Below are 24069 nucleotides of genomic sequence, written 5' to 3' on the forward strand. Positions count from 1 at the left end.
CGTCAGCTCTGTTCTGAAGGGGGAGAGGAGATTTCGGGTTTTGCACCGAATGCGGCGTTCATCCTGGCCCAGATCCAGTCGCGCAGCACATGCAGGACCAGCGCCGCAAGCGCGGTCAGCGCGATGAGAAAGGTCAGGAAATAGGCATCATTATAGGCCATGACCCAGGCCTGGCGCCCGGCCTCGGTCATCAGCTGCGACAGGGTTTGCAGCCGGTCCGCCGCGAGATCCGGGTTTTGGGTGGCAAAAAGCGCGGTGCCCTGCGCCATCACGCTTTGCATCAGCGGGTCGCTGGCGGAGAGCTGTTCGGTCAGGGTGGCGAGGTGGAAGGTCTGGCGATGGGTGGTGAAGGTGGTGAAGATCCCCGATCCGATCACGCCGCCAAGGCTCTGGGTTGCAATGAAGACGATGATGAAGGACAGAAGATAATTCGGCCCCTTTTTCAGCGCGGCCATCAGCCCCATCACCATCGCGGGCGGCATGAACAGCATCGAGGCAAAGCCGATCAGGGCCTGGCTGATCAGGAATTGTTCGGGCCGGGTCAGGACCGTTGCCTGTGAATCGAGGAACGTCGCCGCCGCGATCAGCACCAGCGCCGCCGCATGAAACACCGGCTCGCGGGTCTGTTTCATCCAGGCGACACAGGCGAGGCCGCCCATCATCGCGGCAATACAGATCACCAGAAACAGGCTTTCCATCTGCGAGGGCGCCACGCCCAGAACCTGGAACATCCGGGGCGCCCCGGTGCTTTGTTCCGACAGAACCAGCCGGAACAGCAAAAGCGTCAGCGTCAGATGCAGCATGGCCGGGGTCGCGAGCCAGCGGAAATCGACCAGCGGCGCGCGGCGCCCCAGCTCGATGATCACCGCGAGTGTCAGCGAGATCACCGCCCCCGCCAGCAGCCAGCCGATCCAGGGCGCATCGAACCACCAATGGATCGGCCCCATCACAAAACTGATGACAATGGCGGAAAAGCCGAAGGAAATCAGCGCGAAGCTGAGGAAATCCCCGGCTTCGATCACTTTCTCACGCGGCTGTGGTTTCAGCGGCAGCACCCAGACCACCGCAAGCGACATCAGCGCAAGGCCAAGCGCCGCAAAATGCACGCCCGCCAGACCGCCATCTCCGATCAGCGAGGGCGAGATGACGCGCGCCAGATTGGGCCCGATCAGGATCACCGCCATCACCGCCGGAAGCCCGTATTTCATCTTATCGGGCGGGCTCAGTGGCTCCAGCATATAAAGGAACGCGAGCGTCGAAAGCGGCGCAGCGGCACAGCCGGACAGGAACTGCACCACCACCGCCGAGCGCAGATCCGAGATCCAGAGCGCTGCGAAAGCCACCACTGCAAAGACCACAATACTGACCTCGGCAAAGCGGCGCAGACCAAACTGAGTGCGCACCTTGATCAGCATCAGGGGCAGCGTCGCGCGCGGGATCATATAGGCCGCCATCAGCCAGCTGGCATCGGCGGTGCTGACACCCAGATCGCCGGCAATCTGCGGAATATTGGCGCTGACAAAGCCCTGGCCGAGGCCCTGTGCCAGACCGATCAGCACCGAGGCAAAGAAGAACGGCAGCGCCTGGGCGGTGCTCATTCCTGCGGGCGCGGGTTGCGGGGCGGAGGTCATTTCTCGCCAATCCTGGCGGTATTGATGGCAATTTGCTGCAGCGCGCGGTCCATCGCAGCCATGTCTTCGGGCGTGATACCCTCGAACAGTTCGGCCCGCACCGCGCGCACGAAACGCGAGATCCCGGCAGAACGGGCCTTGTCGGTCAGGAAAAGTGCCCGTTTGCGGGCATCGCCATCCATGCCGCGCCGCTCGATGAAACCAAGCTTTTCCAGCCCGTCGATCTGACGTTTCAGCGTGGGGGCCTCAATGCCCAGATCCTGGGCCAGTTCGGCCTGGGTGGCGCCTTCCATGTTGGAAAGCGAGGTCAGAACCCGGGTCCTGGCCAGCGTAAGCCCCAGCTCTTCGGCGCGCGCGTCGTAATTCTGGCGCAGCTCGCGCATCACATACAGCAAGAGATCGAGGGTTGGCGGTCGGGGTTCCATTTGCTTATCATGCTAACTTGTTAGTCAGATAACTGATATGCCTCCCGCCGCTGCTGGTCAAGCCGGGGCTCCGCACCAAGGATGGCACCCAATGCGCGCATTTGCACAAGAACGGCGGCCCAGGCGCTGTCGACACTCTCTGTTCTGGCCAGGCCTTGGTCAGGCGGGGCGGTGCCGGTCATCCGGGCACGGCAGCTTGCAGCAAGGTGGCGCAGGTTCGCCTCCAGCCCGGCAGGGGGTGTGTTTCCGTTGCGCATCGCCACCAGCAGCGCATCGCCCAGCAGCAGTGCCGAGGCGCCCAGCCGGATCGCGTCATGCTCAACACGTTCCGCCTCGCGCCGCACCCGATTGGCCGCGATGCGCCCCCGCAGCGACCAGCGCGCCTCGTACCTGGCGCTGTCGATGCCGTTTTGCAGCGCGCCGATGGTTTCCTGAACGCGCGACAGATGGCTTTGCGCGATCTCGGCACGGCGCGGGGTTGTGTCCTGCAGGGCCTGAGCCGCGAGGTCGAGCCCGCCCGCGATCCGGGTCAGCAATTCGCTCATGGCGCGGTCGATCTGGCGCAAAGGGTCTGGCGTCAGCAGGACCTGGCTGAAGAAAAGCCCGACCCCCACACCGATGATCACATCCTGCATCCGGTGCCAGCCTGCGCTGTCCGCCCCCATTGCGAGCACCAGCACCGCCGAAACCCCGGCCTGGATCGGAACCACCGCCGGCAGCCCAAAGGACGCGCCGACCATCATCGAAAGCAGAATTGCCACGATCATGCGCAACAGTGACGTGGTCGGCCCCTCGATCCCGGAGACAGGCAATTGCAGCGCCGCCTCGCCCACGAGAATGCCGATGGTCACCCCCAGAATGATGCCGGTCGCCTGCCGCCCGTGATTGGGCAGGCCCGGCGCGAGGCAGACAATTGCGGTCACCATGGCAAAAACCGGATGGGTATGGCCGAACAGCCAGCTTGCCAGCAGCCAGGCAATCGCACCGGCGGTTGCGGCGGCCAGGGCATCACGCCCCGCTGCCATCATGCGCTGAAACTGCAGTGGCAATCGATCCATGGGGAGGGCTTTCTTCTGACAGCTATGGCAAGGCGAAACGGCGCACAGGTCGCCCCGCGCGCCGGTCTTCAGATCACATGGACCACATCATATGCAGCAAAGCACGGAGATCACTCCAGCCGGTAGGCCAGAACCGAATCCCCCGGCGTGGTGCCAAGCGAGCCATGTCCTCCGGCTGCGACGACGATATATTGCTTCCCGTCGGTGCCGCGATAGGTCATCGGCGTGGCCTGGCCCCCTGCGGGAAGTCTGGCCTGCCACAGCGTTTCGCCGGTCTGCATGTCATAGGCGCGCATGATGTCATCCAGCGCCGCCGCAGTGAAGGCGACACCGCCCGCAGTGGTCAGCGTGCCGCCATGGGCCAGCATCCCCATCTCGAAGGGAATCGGAAAGCTCACGCCCATGAATTTCTGCCCGGCCACAGTACCGTTGCGATATTTCCAGGCGGTTTTGCCATTCGTCAGGTCAACGCCGACCCGCACACCCCAGGGCGGCGTGTTGCAGGGCACGCCCAGGCCCGAGCGAAAATGCTGGATCGAAACCGCATAGGGCCCGCCGAGGTTCTCATTCCCCGGTTTCGCCTCGCCCCCGGACATATCATCCTGGAACATCGGTTTCGTCAGATCGCCTTCGGGACGCGGATAGAGCTTATAGATATAGGGCAGATATTGCGGTGTGCCGATCAGCCATTTATTGACCGGATCCACCGCGACCGAACCCCAGTTAAAGACCCCGATATTGCCGGGCCAGACGATCGAGCCGGTGGTGGTCGGCGGTGTCCAGGAATTGCCGTCATAGCGGTTCGACACAAAGGTCGTGCGACACTGGATCTGATCGATGGGCGAGGCCCCCCACATATCCGCCTCACGCAAAGGCGCAGGCGCGAAGGTCAGCGAAGACATCGGCTGTACGGCGGAGAGTTTTTCGCCGGGAATATCGCTGTCAGTTGAGACCTGCACTTCGGATACCGGCAGGATCGGCGTGCCGTCACGGCGGTCGAGCACCCAGAGATTGCCGATTTTCGTCGGGATGATGATCGCAGGCGTATCCACGCCATCCTTCGGCATGTTCAGAAGTACCGGCTGCGAGGGGTTATCGCGGTCCCAGAGGTCATGATAACTGGTCTGGAACTTCCATTTCAGCTGGCCGGTCTTCAGATCAAGCGCGGCAAGCGCATCGACAAAGGCCTCCTGTTCGGGCGTGCGCGCAATGCCGACCTGGTCGGGCGAGGCATTGCCGAAGGGGATATAGACCATCCCGAGCGTCTCATCGGCCGCGAATTGCGTCCAGGCGACATTGGAATTCGGCACATAGGTCTCACCGGGGGCAAGCGGTGCGGTATCGTCGGGCTTGCCCGCATCGAATTTCCACACGACCTTGCCGGTGCGCACATCATAGGCGCGGATCACGCCCGAGGGGTTGTTTTCATAGTAGTTATCGGCAATCGCCGAGCCGAGAATGATCAGATCCTTCGTCACCAACGGCGCCGAGGTCTGCTGATAGCTTGCCCGTTCGGTATCGGTCATGCCGTCCAGCAGGTTCACATAGCCATTCTCGCCGAAGGTGGTGCAAAGCGCGCCGGTATCGGCGTTGACGGTGTAAAGCCGCGCGTCGACCGAAGAGGCCACGATGCGCTTCGGGCATTCCGCCACTGCCGCAGTGATCGCAGCCTGCTCCTCGGGCGTGTCCGACGCGGGGGCGGCGTAGCCGGTCGACTCGTTCCATGAGACGCCGCGACAGGTCTGGTGCTGATAGAAGGGGTCGCGCTTCATCATCGGGTCAAAAGACCATTTCACCGCGCCGGTCTCGGGCACCAGGGCCTGGATGATGTTATGTGGCGTGCAAAAGTACAAAAGCCCGTTCACTTTGATCGGGGTGGCCTCGAATGTGTATTCCTTGGAATCCTCGTCCGCCTTGCGCAGATCCCCGGTGTGATGTTCCCAGGCGAGTGTCAGCCCTTTCACATTCCCCGTGTCGATATCCCTCAGCGCAGAATAACGCTGGCCAAGATTGGTGCCGCCATAGGCCGTCCAGTCCTCTGCGGGATAGGCCACGCCCGATGGGTCGACGAGCCCGTCGCCGGTACTGGCCTGTTTTGTCAGCGCGCCCCTGATCTGCGCCGGGTCGATGAACCAGGAGACCAGCGCCAGCACGACGATCGCCGCCACCGTGCCGCCAAGCAGCGGATAGCCGGGGGCCGACCGGCCCGACTGCGCGCGGATCTCACGTGCGAAGACCGGGATGCAAAGGATCAGGCCGAAGACCACGAGCAGCGCCCCGCGCGGGATCCACTGCCATTTGTCGAAACCGACCTCGTATAGTGTCCAGAGGAAGGTGACGATCAGCGTTACGGCATAGACAGCCAGACCGCTCTGATGGCGCCGGATCAGCCCAATCCCCGCCAGGATCAGGCCAAGCGCCATGAAGATATAGAACCAGCTGCCCCCGGCAGCCGCCAGCTCGTATCCGAGCCACAGAACCCAAAGGCCGAAAAGTCCGCAGATGGCACCCATAATGATGGAAAACACGACATAACCCCCTGAATGATCCCAATCGAAGACAGACGTTTGGGGCCGGAGTGGCGGAGAATGTCGGTTTCAGTGGACAGCTCTGTTGCCGTGCCAGAGCAACCGTCGGGCTCCCGGACCTCGTAAATCTGTAACGCGGGCGCGGCTTTGGCGGTTCCCTGGGCCCGGAAGGATTCCTCGCTCAGACATCCTTGCCGGGCCGGCAGATACCGTCGCATGCAACAGGCGCACCATGATCGCGCCGAGTCGAAGTCGTCCATGACCCATGCGGGCTCCGCCGCCGTCCTGTTGCACGGCGGGTCGGATTTTGCCTCAGGATCCGCGCGCGCCGTCGGGTGTCAGAACCGGAACAATCGCGATCAGCAAAAGCCCGATCTCGGGCGGTTCGGTCACATGGGCACGCAGCACAATGCCGTAGAACAGCAACCAGCAGCATGCAGACGAAAGCCGTTTTCCCCGGTCGTCAAAGCGCTCATGTCGCAAGATGCCGCGCGCCAGGCCCCGATCTGCTCTTCGCTCCATGTCAGCAAATCGGTGCGGTAATCATCGTTGGGCCGCGCGGTTGCAGCTCGACCGCCAGGGCGGCGCTTAGCCCCGTGCGACCTAAGGCAATGTCCAGCAGCGCCTCGCGCGACAGCAGCTCCAGCCTGTCGGCCACGCTGCCATCAGCCACTTCGACCTCTTGCCGAACCCTTCGGACGGCGCGCGAAACAGACCTCAAGCCTGGAGCTGTAACGGGGTTGGGCATTCGAGGCGACGGTAATCCTCCCTGTTTTAACTGGGTGCATAAGTAGACTTCATGCGGCCATGTTCAGTTTCAGGGCGGGTGTAATGCCGCCGAAGAACGCCTGATCCCCGAGGACAAGGTCGATCTGTTGGCCGCGCCGTGGTCGACGCCGATCTTCTTGCGCTGGCGCCGGTTCTCAGCCGCTGTCAGTTTCCGCTGGTCGGCAATACTGCGGCCTCGGTGCGGCTGCGCGAGGAGGCGGCCGGCCAGATCTGGTTCCCCACAGCCGTCATCCCCGACAAGCCGGGGTGGAACTGGCAAAGCTGATGGCATCCGAAGCGATCACCCCCGCCGCGATCATGGCAAATGTCTCGCCCCTGTCGCAGGCGAAGGCCGCATCGCCGGATACGGAGATCGCGCTGAGTTGCCTGGCGGATGCTTTTCTCTTCACAGGCCAGGCGAAAGAGCTGGGGTGACAGCACATTTCGCTCTGGCTCTGGTCGTGTCGATCATCGACGCCTCTCAAAAGGCGATGGGGACAGCTGCGGATACTGTCGTCACCGCTGGCCATTGTTTGCCCAAAACAGGAGGGCGGGCGGCAGGCGACAATCTTTTTTCGACGCCTGTTGCGCGAGATGTGGCGAGGCGCCTGATGCGCTCGACAGGGCGCGCGCTTGTTTGTCGTTGGGAATTCCTCGAACAGGCGGTGGCTGTGGCAGGTTTTGACCGCGTGGCGCTGCGAGAGGAAACCGCTGCGGCCACCTTCGACACGATCAACGGGCCGGTGACGTTCGAGAGGGTCGAGAACAGTCTGACGCCGGCATCCTTCCTGCACATTCAGGACGCCTCCCTCGAGCTGCTCTGGCCGCAAGAGATCCGGACACCGGACTCCTGCCCGAAAACCGCCTGGTAAGGCAGATCCCAGGCTCAGTGCACCGACATTCACCGGCAGTTCACGGGCGGCCCTGACCGCTGCCCGTTCTTCTCAGATCCGAATCGGGGGGCCGATGGCAGCTCACCTGTTTTTGCCGCGCTCTGTTCGGGTGCGCTCCAAGCGCTTGTCGCTTCGGCGCAGAATTTCGTTTGCGGCATGTTGCGGTTTTTGAACATCGCCCATGGCGATCTCGCGATGATCGGCGCCTATCTTGCCTTTGTCGCCTTTTTCCACTCTCGGACTGGCGCCGCCGGTTTTGATGTTCCCTGCCGCAAGTCTGTGCGCCGCTATGGGCCAAGCGCTTTATGCCGGGTTTTTCAGACGACTGTTTGCGACACCAAAGCCGCGCAGCCTGAGGGCCAATTCGCTGATCCTGTTCTATGTGGTCCCGGTGATCTTGCAAAACGTGATGGCGCCCGGCTTCATCCTGAGCGCACGCGGCTTGAGGTACAGTGCCGGGATACGGAGACCGGGAAAGCCGGTCTCCGCCTCATCTGGCTGATCAGGTTATCCGCTCGATGCTGGCGCGGATTTCTTCGGGTTCGAACACTTTTTTCCAGTCGTCGCGCATCAGCATCGGACGCCCGAATTCAATGGCCTTCTCGCAGGCCTCCGAAAACTTGCCGGGGATCTCGTCGAACATCACGGCGGTCAGCACGCTCATATGGCCTAGCAGGAATTCGCGGGCGCAGTCGCGGTCGATGCCACGCCGGATCACCTCTTCCATCGCTTCGCGAAGCACGGTGACCAGCGAGGCGCAGACGGTTTCGGTCAGCCCGGGCTCCAGATAGGCCATATGTTCCACGGTCACGCGGTGACTGCGGGCAACCGGGGCAAAGATCGCGCGGGCAACCGCGTCGCCTAGCGCATATTGCGCCTCGCTGCCCTGCATCAGCGCGTTGACGATGCCCTGGGGCGCCGCAACGCCGCCAAAGAAATCGCGCCGGCCGGCCTCACTGTCCTCATTGCGGAAGAGGCCCGGATGGCAGGGATGGGTGACAAAATAGGCGATATCGTCGCGCGGCGGCAGGTGGCCGGCATGAGGTGCTGCGGGATCGAGACAGATGACGACCGTGCCACTGGCGAGCTTTGGCACGATAAGGCTTGCGACCTTGCCGATCACGGCATCGGGCACCGCCAGCACCACGACATCAGCACCGATGATCGCTTCATCCGGCGCGACACAGGTGACCGCGAAGTCTTCCTTCAGACGCTGCTGGCCCTCGGGTGACAGCTCGACATGGGCCACATCGAAATCGGTCTTTTGCAAATTGCGGGTCAGGCGGGTGCCCATTTTTCCGCCCGCGCCGAACAAGGCTATTCTGGTCATGGTGATGTCCCCAGCGGGTTCGCGGCAACAGCGGACCGGCCTGCGGAAGCAGGGGGTTGCCGTTGCGATATGAGAAGGGGCGGGCGCGCCCTCTCACGCGCCCGCAAGGATCGGTCTCAGCCGTGGCTGATGGTCACGGTCTTGATATGGGTGAAGCCGTTCAGCGCCTCGAAGCCCTTTTCGCGGCCATGACCGGATTTGCCGACACCGCCAAAGGGAAGCTCGATCCCGCCGCCTGCACCGTAATTGTTGATGAAAACCTGGCCGGAATGGATCTTTTGCGCCATGCGCAGCTGACGCGAGCCGTCCTGGGTCCAGATCCCGGTTACGAGGCCATAATCGGTGCCATTGGCGATGGCGATGGCTTCGGCCTCATCCTCGAAGGGGATCAAAACCTGCACCGGCCCGAAAATCTCCTGCTGGGCCAGGGCGTGGTCGGGCGAGACTTCCGAAAAGAGCGTCGGCAGGATGTAATTGCCGCCCGCCGGTGCGTCCGCATGCAGCTTACCCTGGGCTGCGGTGGTCAGTTCGGCGCGACCCCGGTCAATAAAGCCCTGGACGATCTGATGCTGTTTCTTCGAGACGACAGGGCCGAGATTGTGGCTTTCAATCGCCGGACCGACCGTCAGACCCTCATAGATCGCGATCATGCGGGCCTTGACCTCGTCATAGATGCCCTTCTGCACCAGCACGCGCGAAGCCGCCGAACAGGTCTGGCCGGCATTTTGCATACAGGCGCCGACCAGAACCGGCATCGCTTTTTCCAGATCGACATCGTCGAACACGATATGCGGCGATTTACCACCCAGCTCGAGCGTCACCGGCACGACATTCTTCGCCGCCGCTTCCTGGATGCGCACGCCCGTCCCGACCGAGCCGGTGAAGGAGACATGGTTGATGCCCGGATGTGACGAAAGATGCGCACCCACGTCATGGCCATAGCCGGTGACCACGTTGATCACGCCTGCCGGAACGCCCGCCTCTGCCGCGATGGCGGCAACCGCCAGGGACGAAAGCGAGGCATCTTCTGCCGGCTTCAGCACAACCGTATTCCCGGCCGCGAGCGCCGCACCGACACCACGCCCGAGGATCTGCATCGGGTAATTCCACGGGATGATGATGCCGCAAACGCCATGCGGTTCACGCAAAGTGTAGACGGTGAAGCCTTCCTGATAGGGAATCGTGGTGCCCATCAGCTTGTCGGCGGCACCGGCGTAGAATTCGAGATAGCGGGCGAGCGCGATGGAGTCATTGCGCGACTGGTTCAGCGGTTTGCCGACATCCAGCGTCTCGATCATCGCGAGCTCTTCGGCGCGTTCCAGCACCAGCGCGGACATTTTCATCAGGATCCGGCCGCGCTGCGTCGCGGTCAGCTTGCCCCATTCGCCATTCAGCGCGCCGCGCGCGGCGGCGACGGCGGCATCGACCTCGGCCAGGGTGCCGCGTCCGATCTGCCCGATCACTTCGCCGGTCGAAGGGTTCTCGACCGGGATCGTCTCAGCGCCCGCGGGCGTGACCCATGCGCCGTTTACGAACAGTTTCGTGGAATCGATCCACATCAGGTGATCAAGTGCCATGATTTTCCTCCATATCTGACAAGAGGCGGCAACGCGCCTCGTAGGTATCTGATTTCAGATGGGTTTCAGCTTTCGATAAAGAACGGTTCGACCCGGTCTTTCGAATGGCCAAGGTGGCGCGCCATGGTTTCCCTTGCGGCTGCGGCGTCCTTGTTTCTGAGAGCCTCCAGCAAGTCCATATGTTCGCTGACTGCGCTTGTGGTGATCGTCGCGTGATAGCGCAGGCGAAACAGATTCGAATGGATATAGAGCCGCGCCAGCGCCTCGGCGGCGACCTGGTTGCCGGCGATCCGGGCGATCCGGGCGTGGAAGGCATTGTCGCGCTCGGCAAAACTGCCGAAATTATCGGGCCGGCTTTCGGCAGCGATGTGGCGCATCTCGGCGCAAAGCGCTTCGAGGGCGGCGATGTCTTCGGCGGTTGCCTTCTCTGCCGCCAGCGCCGCCAGTTCGGGCTCGATCATGCGGCGAAAGGCATAGACATCGCGAAAATGGCTGCCCTCGGGCAGGGGGGCGGCGGAAAAGCCGGAATTGAATTTCTGCTGCACAAGCCCTTCGGATTCCAGCCGGATCAGCGCCGCCCGGATCGGCGTTTGCGACACGCCGAAATGACGCGCCAGCGCATCGACCGAGAGCCTTTCCCCCGGCGGAATCCGAAGCGAGATCAGATCGCCCAGCAAGGCATCGTAGATCTCATCCCCGAGCGGTTGCGACACATGCTTCTCGCGCGGGTGCTGCGCCGCAGAAGATAATTGTGGGCCAAGCGTCTTCCCTGACATTTTCCGTCTCCTCCCCGTCCGTAATCTCTTGACCCTTCCGCATCGGATGTCTAGCTTAAAATCGTATCGTATCGGATTTTCCGGTCCATACGTTGATATCATGACAAGGGTGGCGCGCGTTTCTGGAGGGAGTCCCGCCATCCCAGGGAGGATAAAATGTCGTTTAATTTCCGCGCTCTGGCGCTTTCTGCCGTTTCGGCTTGCGCCATGTTGGCTGGGACCGCGCTTGAAGCCCGCACCCTGAATATCGCGATGACCCCGCCGGAAGAATCGCATTACGGGGCGGCTGCCAAGGCATTCAAGGAAAAGATTGAAGAGCTTTCGGGCGGTGATCTCACTGTCGAGATCAAAGCCAATGGCGTGCTTGGCGGCGAGCGCGAGATCCTCGAGGGGATGCAGATCGGGTCCATTGAAATGGGTGTCACCTCGACCGGTCCGGTGGGTGGTTTCGTGCCCTCGACCTATGTTCTCGACCTGCCGTTCCTGTTCAAAGATTACGCCAATGCGCGCGCCATCCTTGACGGCCCGATTGGCCAGGACCTGCTCGATGATTTCGAACCGATCGGGATCATGGCGCTTGGCTGGGCCGAAAATGGCTTCCGCTATGTCACCAATTCGAAAAAGCCGATCAAGACCCCGGAAGACATGAAGGACATGAAGATCCGTACGATGGAAAATGACATCCATCTGGGATCTTTCACCGCGCTTGGGGCCGCACCGCTGCCGATGTCCTGGAACGAGGTCATCACGGCGCTGCAACAGGGCACCATCGACGGCCAGGAAACGCCGATGTCGATCTTCATCGCGAACCGCATCTGGGAAGTGCAGAAATACGCGACCCTGACCGGCCATTTCTATTCGCCCTCGCTGATCATGATGTCGAAAGTCCATTGGGACCAGCTGACCGAAGAAGAGCAGGGCTGGGTGCGTGAAGCGGCCGCCGCCGGTGTTGCCGCCAATCGCGCCTATGTCGAAAACGACGAAAAGCGCGGCCTTGAAATGCTGCGTGCCAATGGCATGGAAGTGATCGAAACCGTCGACCAGGAAGCTTTCGCCGAGGCGGTTTCCGCAGTCTATGACGTCTTCACCTCGACCTATGGCAGCGAGACGCTCGAGAAAATCCGCGCCGCACAGCAGTGATCTGAGCCCGTCGCGCCCCCGCCTGAACAGGCCCTGCTGAAGGGCTCGCGCCGGGGCGCGACCCCACTCTCCCACAACAACATATGGAGGAGGAGCGATGCGCAGGCTTGTGCACGCCGGAGAGAGGTTTGTCTCTCTTACACATAATATCGCGGCTGCATTGCTTGCCGTATCCGCAATTCTGGTCTTCCTGCAGGTGGTGTCGCGTTTCGGTGGCGGGCATTCGCTGGCCTGGACCGAAATTCTGGCGCGCGGCACGGTGATCTGGATGGTCTTCATGGCCGCCTGTGCCGGGTTCCGCCTCAATGCAATGATTCCGCTGGAATTCATTCGCGACGTGGTGCCGGCGCCGATCAAATCGCTGGTGCTCTGGGCGGTCTTTGTGCTGACGCTCGTCTTCCTTTTTGTGATGTCCTGGTACGGGATCCAGATGGCGATGCGGGTTGCGAACCAGAAGATCGCCATGCTCGGCGTCTCGATGGCCTGGTTCTATTCGGCAATCCCCGTTGGCTGCATCTGCGCGCTGCCGGGCGTGCTCCTTGGCCATTTCCGCCCGGTCGCGGATGAAAGGTTGCCCGAATGAATATCGCTCTCGTATCCGCGCTGATCGTTCTTTTCGCGCTTTCGGTGCCGGTGGCGGTTGCCATCGCGCTTTCCGCCATTTTCGGCATCACCATGTTCAGCAATCTGCCGCTGATGGTGGTGCCGCAGAAGATGTTCAACGCGCTGGACAGCTTTCCGCTGCTGGCGATCCCCTTCTTCATCCTTGCCGGCAATCTGATGAGCCATGGCGGCGTGTCGCGCCGGCTGGTTGATTTCGCGAAATCTATGGTTGGCGGTGTGCAAGGCGGGCTTGCCGCGTCTTGCGTGCTGACCTGCATGATCTTCTCCTCGATCTCGGGTTCTTCTGTCGCCACCACCTTCGCCGTGGGGGCGATCCTGATCCCGGCCATGGTAAAACACGGCTATCCGACCCCGGTCGCGGGCACGATCCAGGCGGCCTCGGCAGAGCTTGGGGTGATCCTGCCACCTTCGATCCCGATGATCCTTTACGCGGTTTCCACCGAAACCTCGGTCACCCAGATCTTTATCGCTGGCATCGGCCCGGGCATCCTGATCGCCGTTGCGCTGATCGTGATGACGCAGATCTGGTGCCGCGTGAAAGGCTATGGCAAGAATGACGGCAATGACCGCCAGCCCTTCCTGAAATCCGCCGCAAGCGCCTTCTGGTCGCTGATGATGCCGGTGGTGATTGTGGGCGGCATCTATGGCGGGATCTTCACGCCGACCGAAGCCGCGGCCGTCGCCGTCTTCCTGGCGCTTGTGATCGGGCTGTTCATCTATCGCGAGCTGAGCTTCTCTGACCTGCCGAAAATCTTCCGCCAGTCAGTGGTATCGACCGGCGCGGTCATGCTGATCATCGCGGCGGCGGGGTTGTTCTCGTTCCTCGTCTCGATGTCGGGTCTGCCGAAAATGGTTGGCGCCTGGGCCTCGGATAGTTTCGAGAGCTGGATCACCTTCCTGCTCTTTGTGAACCTGCTGCTGTTTGTTGTTGGCATGTTTGTCGAGACCTCGGCGGCGATCCTGGTGCTGGCGCCGATCCTTGCGCCGATTGCCATCGCTTATGGCGTCGACCCGGTGCATTTCGGCATGATCATGATTGTGAACCTTGCCATGGGGATGATCACGCCGCCGCTTGGGGTGAACCTCTTCGCTGCCGCATCGGTTGCGAAGATCCCCGTGCAGCGGATGTTCAAACCGCTGATCTGGCCGGTGTCGGCGATCATTCTGTCGCTGATGCTCATCACCTATGTGCCACAGATATCACTGTTCCTCCGCGATCTCTCTCTGGCGCAATAGGTAACCCCGGCGGCGACCGGCGCCCCCCGGTTGCCGCCGCTCCCAGATACGAAGGCTGACCCCATGATCCCTGTCGAGGAAATCCGATCTGTCGCGATCCGCGCGCTGACCAAAGGCGGTCTGTCGCCCGAGCATGCTGCGATCCAGCTGGAGCTGTTGCTTGATGCCGAAATGCGCGGTGTTCCCTCGCATGGCCTTTTGCGCCTGCCCCGCGTGATCGAGCGTGTCGCGAATAGCGTGACCAATCCGGCGACCCGCGGCGCGCAGTCCTGGCGCGGGCAGGCGCTGCTGGATGTCGATGGCGAACAGGGGCTCGGCCCGGTTGTCGCCCTGGCCGCGCTTGAGACCGCGACCGCAAGGGCGGCTGAAACCGGCTCTTGTGTGGTGGCGATCCGCAATTGCGACCATCTCGGCATGCTCGCCTTCTATGCCGAAAAGCTGGCCCGGGAGGGGAAGGTGCTTTTGGGCATGACCGTGTCCGAAGCGCTGGTTCACCCTTATGGCGGGCGGCGCGCGATGATCGGCACAAATCCCATCACCATCGGCGTTCCGGCAGAGCCGCTGCCATTTGTGTTCGACATGGCCACGAGCCTGGTGTCGATGGGCAAGATCCATGACCACGCCCATCGCGGCGCCCCGATCCCCGAAGGCTGGGCGCTGGATGCCGGGGGCAATCCGACCACCGATCCGAATGCCGCCAAGCTCGGCGCGATTGCCCCCTTTGGCGGCGCGAAAGGCTACGGCCTTGGGCTGGCGTTTGAGGTGCTGGTATCGGCGCTGACCGGATCGGCCATCGGCACCGCCGTGAAAGGCACGCTTGATTCGACCGAGCCCTGCAACAAGGGCGATCTTTTCGTGGTGATGGAGCCTGCCTCCGGTTTCATGCCGCTGGTCTCGGGCTTTCTGGAAGAGCTGCGCCATTCAGCGCCGGCCGATCCGGCACAGCCCGTCCGCATCCCCGGCGACCGTGCCACCGTCACCCGCGACCGCGCGGGCCACGACGGGCTGACCGTCGCCACCGAAGTCTGGCAGCGCATTCAGGCGCTTTCATAAGCTATCAATACCGGCCCTGCCGACAGGGCAAAAAGGAGTAAAGTCATGCGGTTCGATTATGGTGTCACCCGCGCCCCGCAGCGCCTTGTTTTCGGCCCCGGCCAGCGTGCGGCTCTGGGCCGGCTGGCCCGCGACCTTGGCACCCGCGCGCTGATCTGCACCGATGAACGCCTGGGCGGGCTGCAGCTCCTGGGCGAGTTGGTGGCCGATCTGGAGGCAAATGGCGTCACGGTCGAGGTCTTCGCGGAAACTCAGCCCGAACTGCCGCTGGATGGCATCACCACCTGCGCCGAACGCTACAGGGATTTTGCCCCGGATATGGTGATCGGCCTTGGCGGTGGCAGCTGCCTTGATCTCGCGAAGCTTGTGAGCCTGCTTCTGACCTTCCCGGGCCCGCTGTCGAATTACTACGGCGAGTTCAGGATCCCCGGCCCGGTGCGCCCCATCATCGCGATCCCGACAACCGCCGGCACCGGATCCGAGGCCACCCCTGTCGCGGTTCTCGCCGACCCGGAGCGGGTGATGAAGGTGGGGATCTCGTCCCCCGAACTGATCCCCCATACCTCGATCTGCGACCCGGAACTGACCGTGACCTGCCCGAAGGGCCTGACCGCGATCTCCGGCGCCGATGCGCTGGCGCATGCGATTGAGGGCTTTGCCGCCGTCAGCCGCGCGGCGACGCCGGATCTGGCGGTGACCCGGGTTTTTGTCGGCAAAAACACGCTTTCCGATGTCTACGCGCTGCGCGCGATCAGGCTGATCTTTGATCACCTGGAAACCGCCGTGAACCAGCCGGAGAATATCGAAGCGCGTTCGGCCGTGATGCTCGGCTCGACCCTTGCCGGGCTGGCATTCGGCTCGGCCGGCACCGCAGCGGCGCACGCGATCCAATACCCGATCGGTGCGGAAACCCATACCGCGCATGGGCTTGGGGTCGGCGTGCTGCTGCCCTTCACCATGCGTTTCAACGCGTCGGTGGCGGCGGGCGACTATGCTGAAATCGCGCGCGAGATCGGCGTGGCGACGGCTGCGGATGAGGATGCCAAAGCCTCTGACGCGCTGATCGCGGCTTTGTCTGCGCTGTTCGCCCGTATCGGCATGCCCGCCACCATAGACAAGATCGGTGTGACGGAGGCCAGCCTCGATTCCATCGCGACGCTGTCGATGAACGCGGCCCGCCTTGTGGAAAACAACCCCCGCCCGCTGTCGCCCGAGGCGATCCGTGAAATTCTCGACACTGCCATGGCGTCCGCCTGAGACCCTGAGGACCGTAAGATGACCCAAGAAAATACCTGGCCGACCGACCTTTTCATTGGCGGCAAATGGCGCGAAGGCGCCCGCCCGACCCGGATCGACGTGACCAACCCTTCCGACGGGTCGGTTCTGGGGTCCGTCGCCAATGCCGCGCCCGAAGATGCCATCGCCGCCGTTGACGCGGCCGCCGCAGCTGCTGCCGGCTGGGCCGCCACCCCCGCCCGCCAGCGCGGCGAGATCCTCAGGAAATGCTGGGAGCTTATGGTGCGCGACGGCGAAGCGCTCGCGCGTCTCATCTCGCTGGAAAACGGCAAAGCGCTGAAAGATGCGCGTGGCGAAGTGGCCTATGCCGCTGAATTCTTCCGCTGGTTCGCGGAAGAGGCCGTGCGCGGTCATGGCGATCTGGGCGTGGCGCCATCGGGCGCGAACCGCATTCTGGTGCAATATCAGCCGATTGGTGTCTCTCTTCTGATCACGCCCTGGAACTTCCCCGCCGCTATGGCGACACGCAAGATTGCGCCTGCCCTGGCCGCTGGCTGTACCTGCGTGCTGAAACCTGCGACCGAAACGCCGCTGACCGCCTATGCCGTCGCCGCGATCCTCGCCGAGGCTGGCGTGCCGGATGGTGTGGTGAATGTGCTGACCACCTCAACCACCGGCCAGGTCGTGAATGCGATGCTGGATGACCCGCGTGTGCGCAAACTGTCCTTCACCGGCTCGACCGAAGTGGGCCGGGTGCTTTTGCGCAAGGCGGCCGATCAGGTGATCCATTCCTCGATGGAGCTGGGCGGCAATGCGCCTTTCGTCGTCTTCGATGATGCCGATCTGGATGCGGCCATTGAGGGCGCCATGATTGCCAAGATGCGCAATGGCGGCGAGGCCTGCACGGCCGCGAACCGCATCTATGTACAGCGCGGTGTGGTCGAAGAGTTTACCCGCCGGCTGACCGAACGCATGGCGGCCTTGCGGGTTGGCCCGGGTGCCGAGGAAACCACCGATCTTGGCCCGCTGGTAAATGCGGCTGCGGTGAAAAAGGTCGGCGAACTGGTCGATGACGCGGTGGCCAAAGGTGCGCGCGTAACCACCGGCGGCAAGGCGATTGAAGGCGAGGGCTATTTCTACCCGGCCACCGTTCTGGCTGACGTGCCCGATTCCGCCGATCTCGCCCGCGAAGAAATCTTCGGCCCGGTTGCGCCAATCTACACCTTCGACACCGAAGAAGAAGCCATCCGCCGCGCCAATGACACTGAATATGGCCTGGTGGCCTATGTCTACACGCAAGATCTGGCGCGTGGTCTGCGGGTGTCAGAAAAGCTGGAAGCCGGGATGCTGGCGCTGAACCGCGGTCTGGTCTCCGACCCGGCGGCCCCGTTTGGCGGCGTCAAGCAAAGCGGGCTGGGCCGCGAAGGCGCGCATCACGGGATGCTCGAATTCATGGAAGCCAAATATATCGCGACCAACTGGTAAGCGACGGGGATCTGCAACATGACCAATTACACGATTGCGACCATTGCCGGTGACGGTATCGGCCCCGAGATCACTGACGCCACGATCAGGGTGCTGAAGGCGGCGGTTGGTGAAAACCTGCTGGACTTCCAGATGTTTGACGGCGGTGCCGGTCACTACGTCAAGACGGGCGATGTGCTGCCCGACGACACCTATGCCGCCTGCCGGTCCGCTGATGCGATCCTGCACGGTGCTGCCGGTCTGCCGGGCGTCGTCTATCCGGACGGGACGGAAGTCGGCAATGACCTTCACCTGCGACTGCGGTTCCGGCTCGACCTTTATGCCAATGTGCGCCCCGTGAAACTGCTGCCGGGCGTGCTGTCACCGCTGCGCGCCTTTGACGGCGGCGGCATTGATTACGTCATCATCCGCGAGAATACCGAAGGGCTTTATGCCAGCCGGGGCGCGGGTGTGGTCTTGCGCGATGAATTTGCCTCGGACAGCCTGGTGATCACCCGCAAGGGCACAGAGCGGGTGGCCAAATTCGCCTTTGATCTGGCGAAAAAGCGCAATGGCGCGCCGCGTGACGGCAAGTCGCGGGTCACGGTCTGCGACAAGGCGAATATCCTGCGCAGCTATGCCTTCTTCCGCAAGATCTGCGACGAGGTGCATCAGGGCTACCCCGATATCGGCATCGACTATGCCTATGCTGATGCGATCACCGTCCATATGGTGAAGCGCCCCGATTTCTATGACGTGATCGTGGCCGAGAATATGTTCGGCGACATCATCTCGGATCTGGGTGCCGCGACCGTTGGCGGCATGGGGATCTCGCCCTCGGGTGAAATCGGCGATGATTACGCGCTCTTCCAGGGCGCGCATGGCTCGGCCCCGGATATTGCCGGGCAGAATATCGCAAGCCCGGTGGCGAGCGTGCTCTCGGCGGTGATGATGCTGCGCTGGCTGGGCGACCGCAAAGGTGATGCGCGTCTGACCGAGGCGGGTGACCGTATCGAAAGCGCCGTTGGCCGCGTGCTGGCGGCGGGCGAAACTGTCCCGAGCGATCTGGGCGGCCATGCGAAATGCACTGAAATGGCAGATGCGATCTGCCGCGCTCTGGCCTGAGGAGGGGTCTCATGGGCAATCTCAAAGTTGGAATTATCGGTGTTGGCCTGATGGGGCATGGCATCGCGAAAAACGTGGTTTCCAAGGGCTGGGCGCTTGGGTTCCTCGACCATCCGGGCAACCAGGACTGTAGCGATCTCATCGGCTTTGGCGCTGCGAAATTCGCCGACAAGCATGATCTGGCGGCGGCGTCCGAGGTGATCATCCTCTGCGTTTCCGGGACGCCTCAGGTCGAAGACGTGCTGCTGGGCGAGAATGGCATCCTGAAAACGGTGAAAAAGGGCACGGTCATCATCGACTGCTCTACCGCGATCCCGAGCTCGACCGAGGCGATTGCGAAACAGGCCGAGGCCGCCGGCGCGCTCTTCATGGATGCCCCAATGACCCGCACCCCGCTCGAGGCCGAAGCCGGGCGCCTTAACCTGCTGGTCGGCGCGGATCCGGAGCTTTTTGCGCGGATCCGCCCGCTGCTGGAGACTTTCGCCGAGAACATCTTCCATGCGGGCGGGCCGGGGGCGGGCCACAAGCTGAAACTGCTGCACAATTTCTGCTCGCTGGGCATGGTGACGCTGATCGGCGAAGCGGCGGCCTGTGCCGAGCGCGGCGGTATCTCGCCGGAGATCTTTACCGAAGTTCTGGCGAAAGGCGGCGGTTATGGCGCAGCATTCGACCGGGTCAGCCCCTTCCTGTTGGAGGGCGACAATTCGAAGATGAAGTTCTTCATCTCGAATGCCAATAAGGATCTGAGCTATTATGTCCAGATGGCCGAAGACGTCTCTGCCGGTCACCAGACGGCAAGCGGTGTTTATGGTGCGCTGCAAAGCCTGACGGATGGCGGCTTTGGCCAGGGTTTCCTGTCCGAAACCGCCCGCTATTTCGGCGAAGTGGCATCAAAAGGCTGAGCCACCCGAAAACCCGCTGATCTTCCGGCCTTCAGGCCCTTATCGGGGAAGCGCCGCGCTCAAATCTGGCTGTCCTCGGGCCCCTGTCTCACGGCATCGATCACTCGGGCCCGATCCAGCTACAGGGCATCCGATCAACCAGATTGACGCGCGGCGCTTGCGCCACCGTTGTCGCGCCGCCGGAGGCCGCATCATCAAAGGTATCGAGGTATTCCTGCGCAGCCCGGCTGATGATCTCACCTGCGGAGCAGTCTTCGGCCCGGGTTAGCGGCCCGCATCGGCCTTGATCAGCAAGGCATCCGCCCCAAACAGACGGCCGCCAACAAGCCCTTCCGCATTGCAGCGTGCCAGAACGGTCTCGACGACCCGAGGCAGCAGATCGCAATCGCGGCACCGACCATGGCGAGTCATCGAGAAGGTGAAATGATCCGGAACCGGATCGGTCGGAACCAGGCGGCAGAACCAGCGACAGGCCAGGTTCAGCCCGACCTCTTCAAACAGCCCCCGAAATCCAAGACGAGCAATCTGGACCAGTTCGAACTGGCGCTGGAAGATCTGGAAACGGCTATGGCGGTGATCCACGCCGAGGAAGAGGCCGCGAATTACGGCCCCGAACGCCATCTGCCGCATCACCAGCGAATAAGCGTGCCGGGGAATTTACCGATGTCGTGCTGGGCCTCTGGGGCAGCTATGAGGATGACGCCTTCAGCCGCGATCAGGAAAACGGCGTTTATTACGACCCGGACAAGCAACATGTTCTGAACCATCGCGGCCCGCATTTCAACGTAAAAGGGCCGCTGAACGTGGCGCGCTCGCCCCAGGGCCATCCGGTGGTGGTGCAGGCGGGATCGTCTGAGCCGGGCAAGGACCTTGCGGCCCGCACCGCCGAAGTGGTCTTCACCGCGCAGCAGACGACCGCCGATGCCGTGGCCTTCTATAATGATCTGAAGGGGCGGCTTGCGAAATATGGCCGCAGGCCAGACGATCTGAAAGTGATGCCCGGTGTCTTCCCGGTGGTGGGCAGCCGCCGCAGTTAAGCACAGGAGAAGTTCGCGGAATTGCAGGAACTGATCCACCCTTCGGTGGGCATCGCGCAGCTCTCTTACATGATCGGAGACTTCGACCTCAGCGCCTATCCGGCTGATGGTCCGGTGCCGGAGCTGCCGGAAACCAACGGCGGCAAGAGCCGCCAGGCGCTGCTTTTCGATCTCGCGCGGCGTGAGGACCTGACGATCAACCAGCTGGCGCGGCGCATCGCGGGCGCACGCGGTCACTGGCAGCTGGTCGGCACGGCGTTCGATATCGTTGACCAGCTGGAGGAACGCTTCCTTGCCGGTGGGGCAGATGGCTACAATATCATGCCGCCAACTCTCCCCGGCGGGTTGACGGATTTCATCGCCAATGTGGTGCCCGAGCTGCGTCGCAGGGGTCTGTTCCGCGCGGAATACGAGGGAGCATCCCTGCGCCAGAACCTCGGCCTTTCAAAACCCGGCCATCTGGGCACTGCAAGACACCTTTTGCAATCGGCCTGAGATGGCCAGATCGCGCGGCACAGTGGCGTCAGGGCGTCGGACCTGACGCTCTGTTTCATGGCAGTAAGAGCCGGAAGCTACGATCTGACGGTTGCTGGTCTCCAGGGATGAGGGGATCAGGCATGCGGAAGCGCAGTGACCATGACGCTGGCTTCGCGGTTGGCGTGGCACTGGAAGCCGTAAAGGGCGAGCGCAGGATGTCGGATTTGGCCGCCGATTACGGCGTGCATCCGACGTTGATCCATCAGGGGAAGAAATCGCTGCTCGACGGGGCAGCGGATATCTTCGAGCACGGCGGCAAGAAGCCTGCGGTGGAGGTGGACGAGGAGACGGGCCGGTCGTTGCATGCCATGCCTGGTGTGCCGACATCCCTTATCTGCTGATGCAGCAGAGGGTCTGTATCTGGTCGCCATCATGGACTGGTTCACCTGCAGGCCTGGGAGACCGGGTCGCAAGCAAAAGCCGCCATCGGATCTCGGATCACCTTCTACAACCATCGGCGACCATAAACTGCCCCTGGCGGGTTGCCCCCGCTGTGGCCTACTTCAACAGGATCGAAACCGACCGGAAGGAACAGGCTGCAGCTCAAGTATCCCCGAAAACTGTCGAAGGATCGGAGAGTAGCTCATTTGCCGTGGCGGGTCACCAGCATCAGGCTCTCGCTCCGCCATTTGCCAACATGACCGAGCTAAACAGCTATTATAAATCACTAAATTCCCAAACATATAACGACAGGTTGCAGTCATCCCGAGAGTTCAACCCAGGGAATAAAAATTCTTGACTCAGCGATGCAGGTTCACCCTGATGAACAAATGTTTCGCAACAGAGGGCCTCAGGAAGAAAAAATTTCCAAAAGTTAACTCGCAAGGAGACGACTGGTGTTACTTCAAAGATCACGACTCGTGTTGAATGCGGTATCCTGTGCTGGCGCAGTTTTGCTATCCGCAACAATTGCGAAAGCCGATTTGCAGCCGGCTGCGGTTTACGAGCCGATCACCATTACGGCAGCAGAGGAAACGATTGTGCTGACCGGGCGCGATATGACCTATGACCAGGTTATTCGTATCGCGCGCGACGGCGCGAAGATCGAGCTGAGCGCCGAAGCCATCCAGCGCTCGAAAGATGCTTACGGGCTTCTTTTGCAGGGCGCGGCGGAGGGGATGCCGATCTACTGGTTCAACAGGGGTGCAGGCTCAAATCGCGAAACGGTAATCTTTGAAGGCGATCCGACCACACCAGAGAATGCAGCCTTCCTGGCCGATCAGCAGCTTACGCGCTTTGCAAATGGCGCGAGGGGCGGTTATGGGCCGGAGATTCACGAAGAAGAACTCGTGCGCGCAATCATGGCAATTCGCGCGAATTCCCTGACATATGAGGCGGCAAGCCCGGCGCTTCTCACCATGCTTGTCGAACTGGTCAACCGTCGCGTCACGCCTGTTGTCATGTCACGGGGTACACTTGGTGAAGGCGACCTTCCCACGATGGGCAATATCGCGGGCACTATGGTCGGAGCTGGCGAAGCCTACTTTGATGGCGAGCGTATGTCGGCGATGGAAGCGCTTAAGCGCGCGGGTCTGGAACCTCTTGCCCCGACAGGTGCCGATCAGGCCGCGCTGATCAGCACCAATGCCTATGCCTATGCGCAGGTTGCGCTTGTTCTGTCCGATGCGCGCGAGGTGCTGGAATGGGCAGATCTCAGCTATGCTATGGCATTGAACGGGATGAACTCAAGTCTTACGCCGATTTCGGCGCCGGTCCAGTCCATGCGGCCCTATGACTGGCTGAACTGGAATGCAGAGAAAGTGCTGGACATGGTCCGCGGCAGCTATCTTTTCGAGGTAGACCCGATGCGCATTATTCAGGACCCGATCAGCATGCGCGCATCAACACAGCGCCATGGCTCGGCATGGTACGCCTGGGCTGAGCTGCGCGATTCACTTCATATCTCGATCAATGGCTCGGATCACAACCCGGCAGTGGTTCCCGGCATTTCCCCCGACAGTTCATGGGAGCTGAGCAGCCCGCATTTTATGCGTTTCTACGTCAAGGGGGGTGAACTCAGCAACGGAATGTCAGGATATATCTTTTCGAATGCAAACTGGGACCCCTATCCGATTGCCAATCAAATCGAGGCCTTCAATATCGCCTTGACCAATATGGGCGTGGCTGTTGCCCAGCGTATTGAGCGCTTCAACAATCCGTTCTTCACCGTCATCAAGCCGGATGACGTGGTTGAAGCTGATATCAAGAGCAGATTGCCGATCGCGCATGGCGGTTATCTTCCCAGCGATTTGTGGCAGGAACTGGCGCAGCTTGGGATGCCGCTGACCCCGAATGGGCAGGCGATCGTAGCCACCGTCGAAGATCTTGAGGCCCAGACCAGACTGAAGGGTCAGACCGCCCGCAAAGCCGTGGATGTCCTGTCGCACCTTGTCGCGCAGGACCTGATGACGGCGAGCTACTGGATGGATATCCGGCGGCTGCAGGACCCGTCGCGGAAGTTTGGCGAAGCGCCGACGGCAGCGCTGGCTGCTTTAAGAAATGCTGTTCCCTGGGAAATGGCACCTGCGGACCGTCCCTATCGCAACCAGGGGCAGATCATCTACGATTTCATGTGGGAGACACCAGCCGCAACCTTTTACTCCGGCGGCCCTGAAGAGCCCGCTGCGGCGCCGATCCCCCGCGCGGGCATGATGCCAAACTAATGCCCTCTGCAATGGCAGGGCTACGACCCTGGCGATTATTCTGAGCAGAGGAGCCGTCCGGAGATG

At 62.0% G+C, this 24069-nt stretch carries 26 protein-coding genes; 15 read left to right on the plus strand and 11 right to left on the minus strand.

The window, feature by feature from the left end; translation table 11 throughout:
- Positions 1-2: 2 nt before the first annotated feature.
- The 6 genes from AC4FS3_RS21735 to AC4FS3_RS21760 all read right to left on the minus strand — a co-directional run bounded on the left by AC4FS3_RS21735 (position 3) and on the right by AC4FS3_RS21760 (position 6315).
- Positions 3-1631 carry an MFS transporter gene (locus tag AC4FS3_RS21735; RefSeq protein ID WP_491022277.1) on the minus strand — a complete coding sequence of 543 codons (1629 nt, stop codon included), beginning with the start codon at positions 1629-1631 and terminating at the stop codon, positions 3-5.
- Positions 1628-2056 (minus strand): MarR family winged helix-turn-helix transcriptional regulator, encoded by a 429-nt coding sequence (locus AC4FS3_RS21740; protein WP_491022278.1) that lies wholly within the window; start codon positions 2054-2056, stop codon positions 1628-1630. Before AC4FS3_RS21740 ends, AC4FS3_RS21735 begins: the two co-directional genes overlap by 4 nt.
- A gap of 20 nt (positions 2057-2076) precedes the next feature.
- On the minus strand, positions 2077-3114 hold the full coding sequence (locus AC4FS3_RS21745) for an FUSC family protein (RefSeq protein WP_491022279.1): 1038 nt from the start codon (positions 3112-3114) through the stop codon (positions 2077-2079).
- Between the two features lie 110 nt (positions 3115-3224).
- Positions 3225-5642: a membrane-bound PQQ-dependent dehydrogenase, glucose/quinate/shikimate family gene (locus tag AC4FS3_RS21750; protein ID WP_491022280.1), complete on the minus strand. Its 2418-nt coding sequence runs from the start codon at positions 5640-5642 to the stop codon at positions 3225-3227.
- Between the two features lie 312 nt (positions 5643-5954).
- A complete protein-coding gene (locus tag AC4FS3_RS21755) occupies positions 5955-6164 on the minus strand; it encodes a hypothetical protein (RefSeq protein WP_491022281.1) in 210 nt (69 codons plus the stop codon).
- 1 nt (position 6165) lies between these two features.
- Positions 6166-6315 (minus strand): hypothetical protein, encoded by a 150-nt coding sequence (locus AC4FS3_RS21760; protein WP_491022282.1) that lies wholly within the window; start codon positions 6313-6315, stop codon positions 6166-6168.
- Between the two features lie 213 nt (positions 6316-6528).
- Here AC4FS3_RS21760 and AC4FS3_RS21765 point away from each other — a divergent pair, with 213 nt between their 5' ends.
- The 3 genes from AC4FS3_RS21765 to AC4FS3_RS21775 are packed head-to-tail and all read left to right on the plus strand — an operon-like array spanning position 6529 to position 7282.
- Positions 6529-6696, plus strand: coding sequence for a hypothetical protein (locus tag AC4FS3_RS21765; protein ID WP_491022283.1), 168 nt, complete (start codon positions 6529-6531; stop codon positions 6694-6696).
- The gene (locus AC4FS3_RS21770) at positions 6696-6845 is read left to right on the plus strand and encodes a hypothetical protein (RefSeq protein WP_491022284.1); all 150 of its coding nucleotides are present in this window, start codon (positions 6696-6698) and stop codon (positions 6843-6845) included. Before AC4FS3_RS21765 ends, AC4FS3_RS21770 begins: the two co-directional genes overlap by 1 nt.
- A 26-nt stretch (positions 6846-6871) precedes the next feature.
- Positions 6872-7282 (plus strand): hypothetical protein, encoded by a 411-nt coding sequence (locus AC4FS3_RS21775; RefSeq protein ID WP_491022285.1) that lies wholly within the window; start codon positions 6872-6874, stop codon positions 7280-7282.
- A 102-nt stretch (positions 7283-7384) separates the two neighbouring features.
- On the opposite strand, the gene AC4FS3_RS21780 is transcribed toward AC4FS3_RS21775, so the two are convergent.
- From AC4FS3_RS21780 to AC4FS3_RS21795, 4 genes are all read right to left on the minus strand, one after another.
- A complete protein-coding gene (locus AC4FS3_RS21780) occupies positions 7385-7537 on the minus strand; it encodes a hypothetical protein (protein WP_491022286.1) in 153 nt (50 codons plus the stop codon).
- Positions 7538-7805: 268 nt separating this feature from the next.
- Positions 7806-8633: a phosphogluconate dehydrogenase C-terminal domain-containing protein gene (locus AC4FS3_RS21785; protein WP_491022287.1), complete on the minus strand. Its 828-nt coding sequence runs from the start codon at positions 8631-8633 to the stop codon at positions 7806-7808.
- 116 nt (positions 8634-8749) lie between these two features.
- The gene (locus AC4FS3_RS21790; RefSeq protein WP_491022288.1) at positions 8750-10210 is read right to left on the minus strand and encodes an aldehyde dehydrogenase family protein; all 1461 of its coding nucleotides are present in this window, start codon (positions 10208-10210) and stop codon (positions 8750-8752) included.
- Between the two features lie 65 nt (positions 10211-10275).
- Positions 10276-10986 carry a GntR family transcriptional regulator gene (locus tag AC4FS3_RS21795; protein ID WP_491022289.1) on the minus strand — a complete coding sequence of 237 codons (711 nt, stop codon included), beginning with the start codon at positions 10984-10986 and terminating at the stop codon, positions 10276-10278.
- Between the two features lie 156 nt (positions 10987-11142).
- Between AC4FS3_RS21795 and AC4FS3_RS21800 the strand changes: the two genes are divergently transcribed.
- From AC4FS3_RS21800 to AC4FS3_RS21835, 8 genes are all read left to right on the plus strand, one after another.
- A complete protein-coding gene (locus tag AC4FS3_RS21800) occupies positions 11143-12126 on the plus strand; it encodes a TRAP transporter substrate-binding protein (RefSeq protein WP_283179761.1) in 984 nt (327 codons plus the stop codon).
- 97 nt (positions 12127-12223) lie between these two features.
- Positions 12224-12709, plus strand: coding sequence for a TRAP transporter small permease (locus tag AC4FS3_RS21805; protein WP_198837166.1), 486 nt, complete (start codon positions 12224-12226; stop codon positions 12707-12709).
- Positions 12706-13986, plus strand: coding sequence for a TRAP transporter large permease (locus AC4FS3_RS21810; protein ID WP_491022290.1), 1281 nt, complete (start codon positions 12706-12708; stop codon positions 13984-13986). The genes AC4FS3_RS21805 and AC4FS3_RS21810 overlap by 4 nt, the downstream gene beginning before the upstream one ends.
- 63 nt (positions 13987-14049) lie before the next feature.
- Positions 14050-15039: an Ldh family oxidoreductase gene (locus tag AC4FS3_RS21815; protein ID WP_491022291.1), complete on the plus strand. Its 990-nt coding sequence runs from the start codon at positions 14050-14052 to the stop codon at positions 15037-15039.
- Positions 15040-15084: 45 nt separating this feature from the next.
- Positions 15085-16296, plus strand: a complete 1212-nt coding sequence (locus AC4FS3_RS21820; RefSeq protein ID WP_491022292.1) for an iron-containing alcohol dehydrogenase — start codon at positions 15085-15087, stop codon at positions 16294-16296.
- A gap of 18 nt (positions 16297-16314) precedes the next feature.
- A complete protein-coding gene (locus AC4FS3_RS21825) occupies positions 16315-17760 on the plus strand; it encodes an NAD-dependent succinate-semialdehyde dehydrogenase (RefSeq protein WP_491022293.1) in 1446 nt (481 codons plus the stop codon).
- Between the two features lie 18 nt (positions 17761-17778).
- On the plus strand, positions 17779-18864 hold the full coding sequence (locus tag AC4FS3_RS21830; protein WP_283179755.1) for an isocitrate/isopropylmalate dehydrogenase family protein: 1086 nt from the start codon (positions 17779-17781) through the stop codon (positions 18862-18864).
- Between the two features lie 11 nt (positions 18865-18875).
- Positions 18876-19766, plus strand: a complete 891-nt coding sequence (locus tag AC4FS3_RS21835; protein ID WP_491022294.1) for an NAD(P)-dependent oxidoreductase — start codon at positions 18876-18878, stop codon at positions 19764-19766.
- 264 nt (positions 19767-20030) lie between these two features.
- Here the strand turns inward: AC4FS3_RS21835 and AC4FS3_RS21840 are convergent, their stop codons facing one another.
- Positions 20031-20387 (minus strand): transposase, encoded by a 357-nt coding sequence (locus tag AC4FS3_RS21840; RefSeq protein ID WP_491022295.1) that lies wholly within the window; start codon positions 20385-20387, stop codon positions 20031-20033.
- Between AC4FS3_RS21840 and AC4FS3_RS21845 the strand changes: the two genes are divergently transcribed.
- The 4 genes from AC4FS3_RS21845 to AC4FS3_RS21860 all read left to right on the plus strand — a co-directional run bounded on the left by AC4FS3_RS21845 (position 20276) and on the right by AC4FS3_RS21860 (position 24003).
- Positions 20276-20803 (plus strand): LLM class flavin-dependent oxidoreductase, encoded by a 528-nt coding sequence (locus AC4FS3_RS21845; protein WP_491022330.1) that lies wholly within the window; start codon positions 20276-20278, stop codon positions 20801-20803. The two genes, AC4FS3_RS21840 and AC4FS3_RS21845, sit on opposite strands and share 112 nt — an antisense overlap.
- A gap of 21 nt (positions 20804-20824) precedes the next feature.
- Positions 20825-21298 (plus strand): hypothetical protein, encoded by a 474-nt coding sequence (locus AC4FS3_RS21850; RefSeq protein WP_491022296.1) that lies wholly within the window; start codon positions 20825-20827, stop codon positions 21296-21298.
- Between the two features lie 122 nt (positions 21299-21420).
- Positions 21421-21681, plus strand: coding sequence for a transposase (locus AC4FS3_RS21855; protein ID WP_491022297.1), 261 nt, complete (start codon positions 21421-21423; stop codon positions 21679-21681).
- 582 nt (positions 21682-22263) lie between these two features.
- Positions 22264-24003, plus strand: a complete 1740-nt coding sequence (locus AC4FS3_RS21860) for an aromatic amino acid ammonia-lyase (protein ID WP_491022298.1) — start codon at positions 22264-22266, stop codon at positions 24001-24003.
- Positions 24004-24069: the final 66 nt, after the last annotated feature.

The organism is Pseudogemmobacter sp. TB195 (genome assembly GCF_058313095.1).

Coding starts and splice junctions, on each gene's coding strand:
- AC4FS3_RS21740 (WP_491022278.1), bottom strand. CDS start 2,056: ATGGAACCCCGACCGCCAACCCTCGATCTCTTGCTGTATGTGATGCGC.
- AC4FS3_RS21785 (WP_491022287.1), bottom strand. CDS start 8,633: ATGACCAGAATAGCCTTGTTCGGCGCGGGCGGAAAAATGGGCACCCGC.
- AC4FS3_RS21825 (WP_491022293.1), top strand. CDS start 16,315: ATGACCCAAGAAAATACCTGGCCGACCGACCTTTTCATTGGCGGCAAA.
- AC4FS3_RS21735 (WP_491022277.1), bottom strand. CDS start 1,631: ATGACCTCCGCCCCGCAACCCGCGCCCGCAGGAATGAGCACCGCCCAG.
- AC4FS3_RS21840 (WP_491022295.1), bottom strand. CDS start 20,387: ATGGCGTTCGGGGCCGTAATTCGCGGCCTCTTCCTCGGCGTGGATCAC.
- AC4FS3_RS21805 (WP_198837166.1), top strand. CDS start 12,224: ATGCGCAGGCTTGTGCACGCCGGAGAGAGGTTTGTCTCTCTTACACAT.
- AC4FS3_RS21795 (WP_491022289.1), bottom strand. CDS start 10,986: ATGTCAGGGAAGACGCTTGGCCCACAATTATCTTCTGCGGCGCAGCAC.
- AC4FS3_RS21855 (WP_491022297.1), top strand. CDS start 21,421: ATGCGGAAGCGCAGTGACCATGACGCTGGCTTCGCGGTTGGCGTGGCA.
- AC4FS3_RS21800 (WP_283179761.1), top strand. CDS start 11,143: ATGTCGTTTAATTTCCGCGCTCTGGCGCTTTCTGCCGTTTCGGCTTGC.
- AC4FS3_RS21815 (WP_491022291.1), top strand. CDS start 14,050: ATGATCCCTGTCGAGGAAATCCGATCTGTCGCGATCCGCGCGCTGACC.
- AC4FS3_RS21820 (WP_491022292.1), top strand. CDS start 15,085: ATGCGGTTCGATTATGGTGTCACCCGCGCCCCGCAGCGCCTTGTTTTC.
- AC4FS3_RS21745 (WP_491022279.1), bottom strand. CDS start 3,114: ATGGATCGATTGCCACTGCAGTTTCAGCGCATGATGGCAGCGGGGCGT.
- AC4FS3_RS21755 (WP_491022281.1), bottom strand. CDS start 6,164: ATGGAGCGAAGAGCAGATCGGGGCCTGGCGCGCGGCATCTTGCGACAT.
- AC4FS3_RS21790 (WP_491022288.1), bottom strand. CDS start 10,210: ATGGCACTTGATCACCTGATGTGGATCGATTCCACGAAACTGTTCGTA.
- AC4FS3_RS21810 (WP_491022290.1), top strand. CDS start 12,706: ATGAATATCGCTCTCGTATCCGCGCTGATCGTTCTTTTCGCGCTTTCG.
- AC4FS3_RS21830 (WP_283179755.1), top strand. CDS start 17,779: ATGACCAATTACACGATTGCGACCATTGCCGGTGACGGTATCGGCCCC.
- AC4FS3_RS21770 (WP_491022284.1), top strand. CDS start 6,696: ATGGCATCCGAAGCGATCACCCCCGCCGCGATCATGGCAAATGTCTCG.
- AC4FS3_RS21835 (WP_491022294.1), top strand. CDS start 18,876: ATGGGCAATCTCAAAGTTGGAATTATCGGTGTTGGCCTGATGGGGCAT.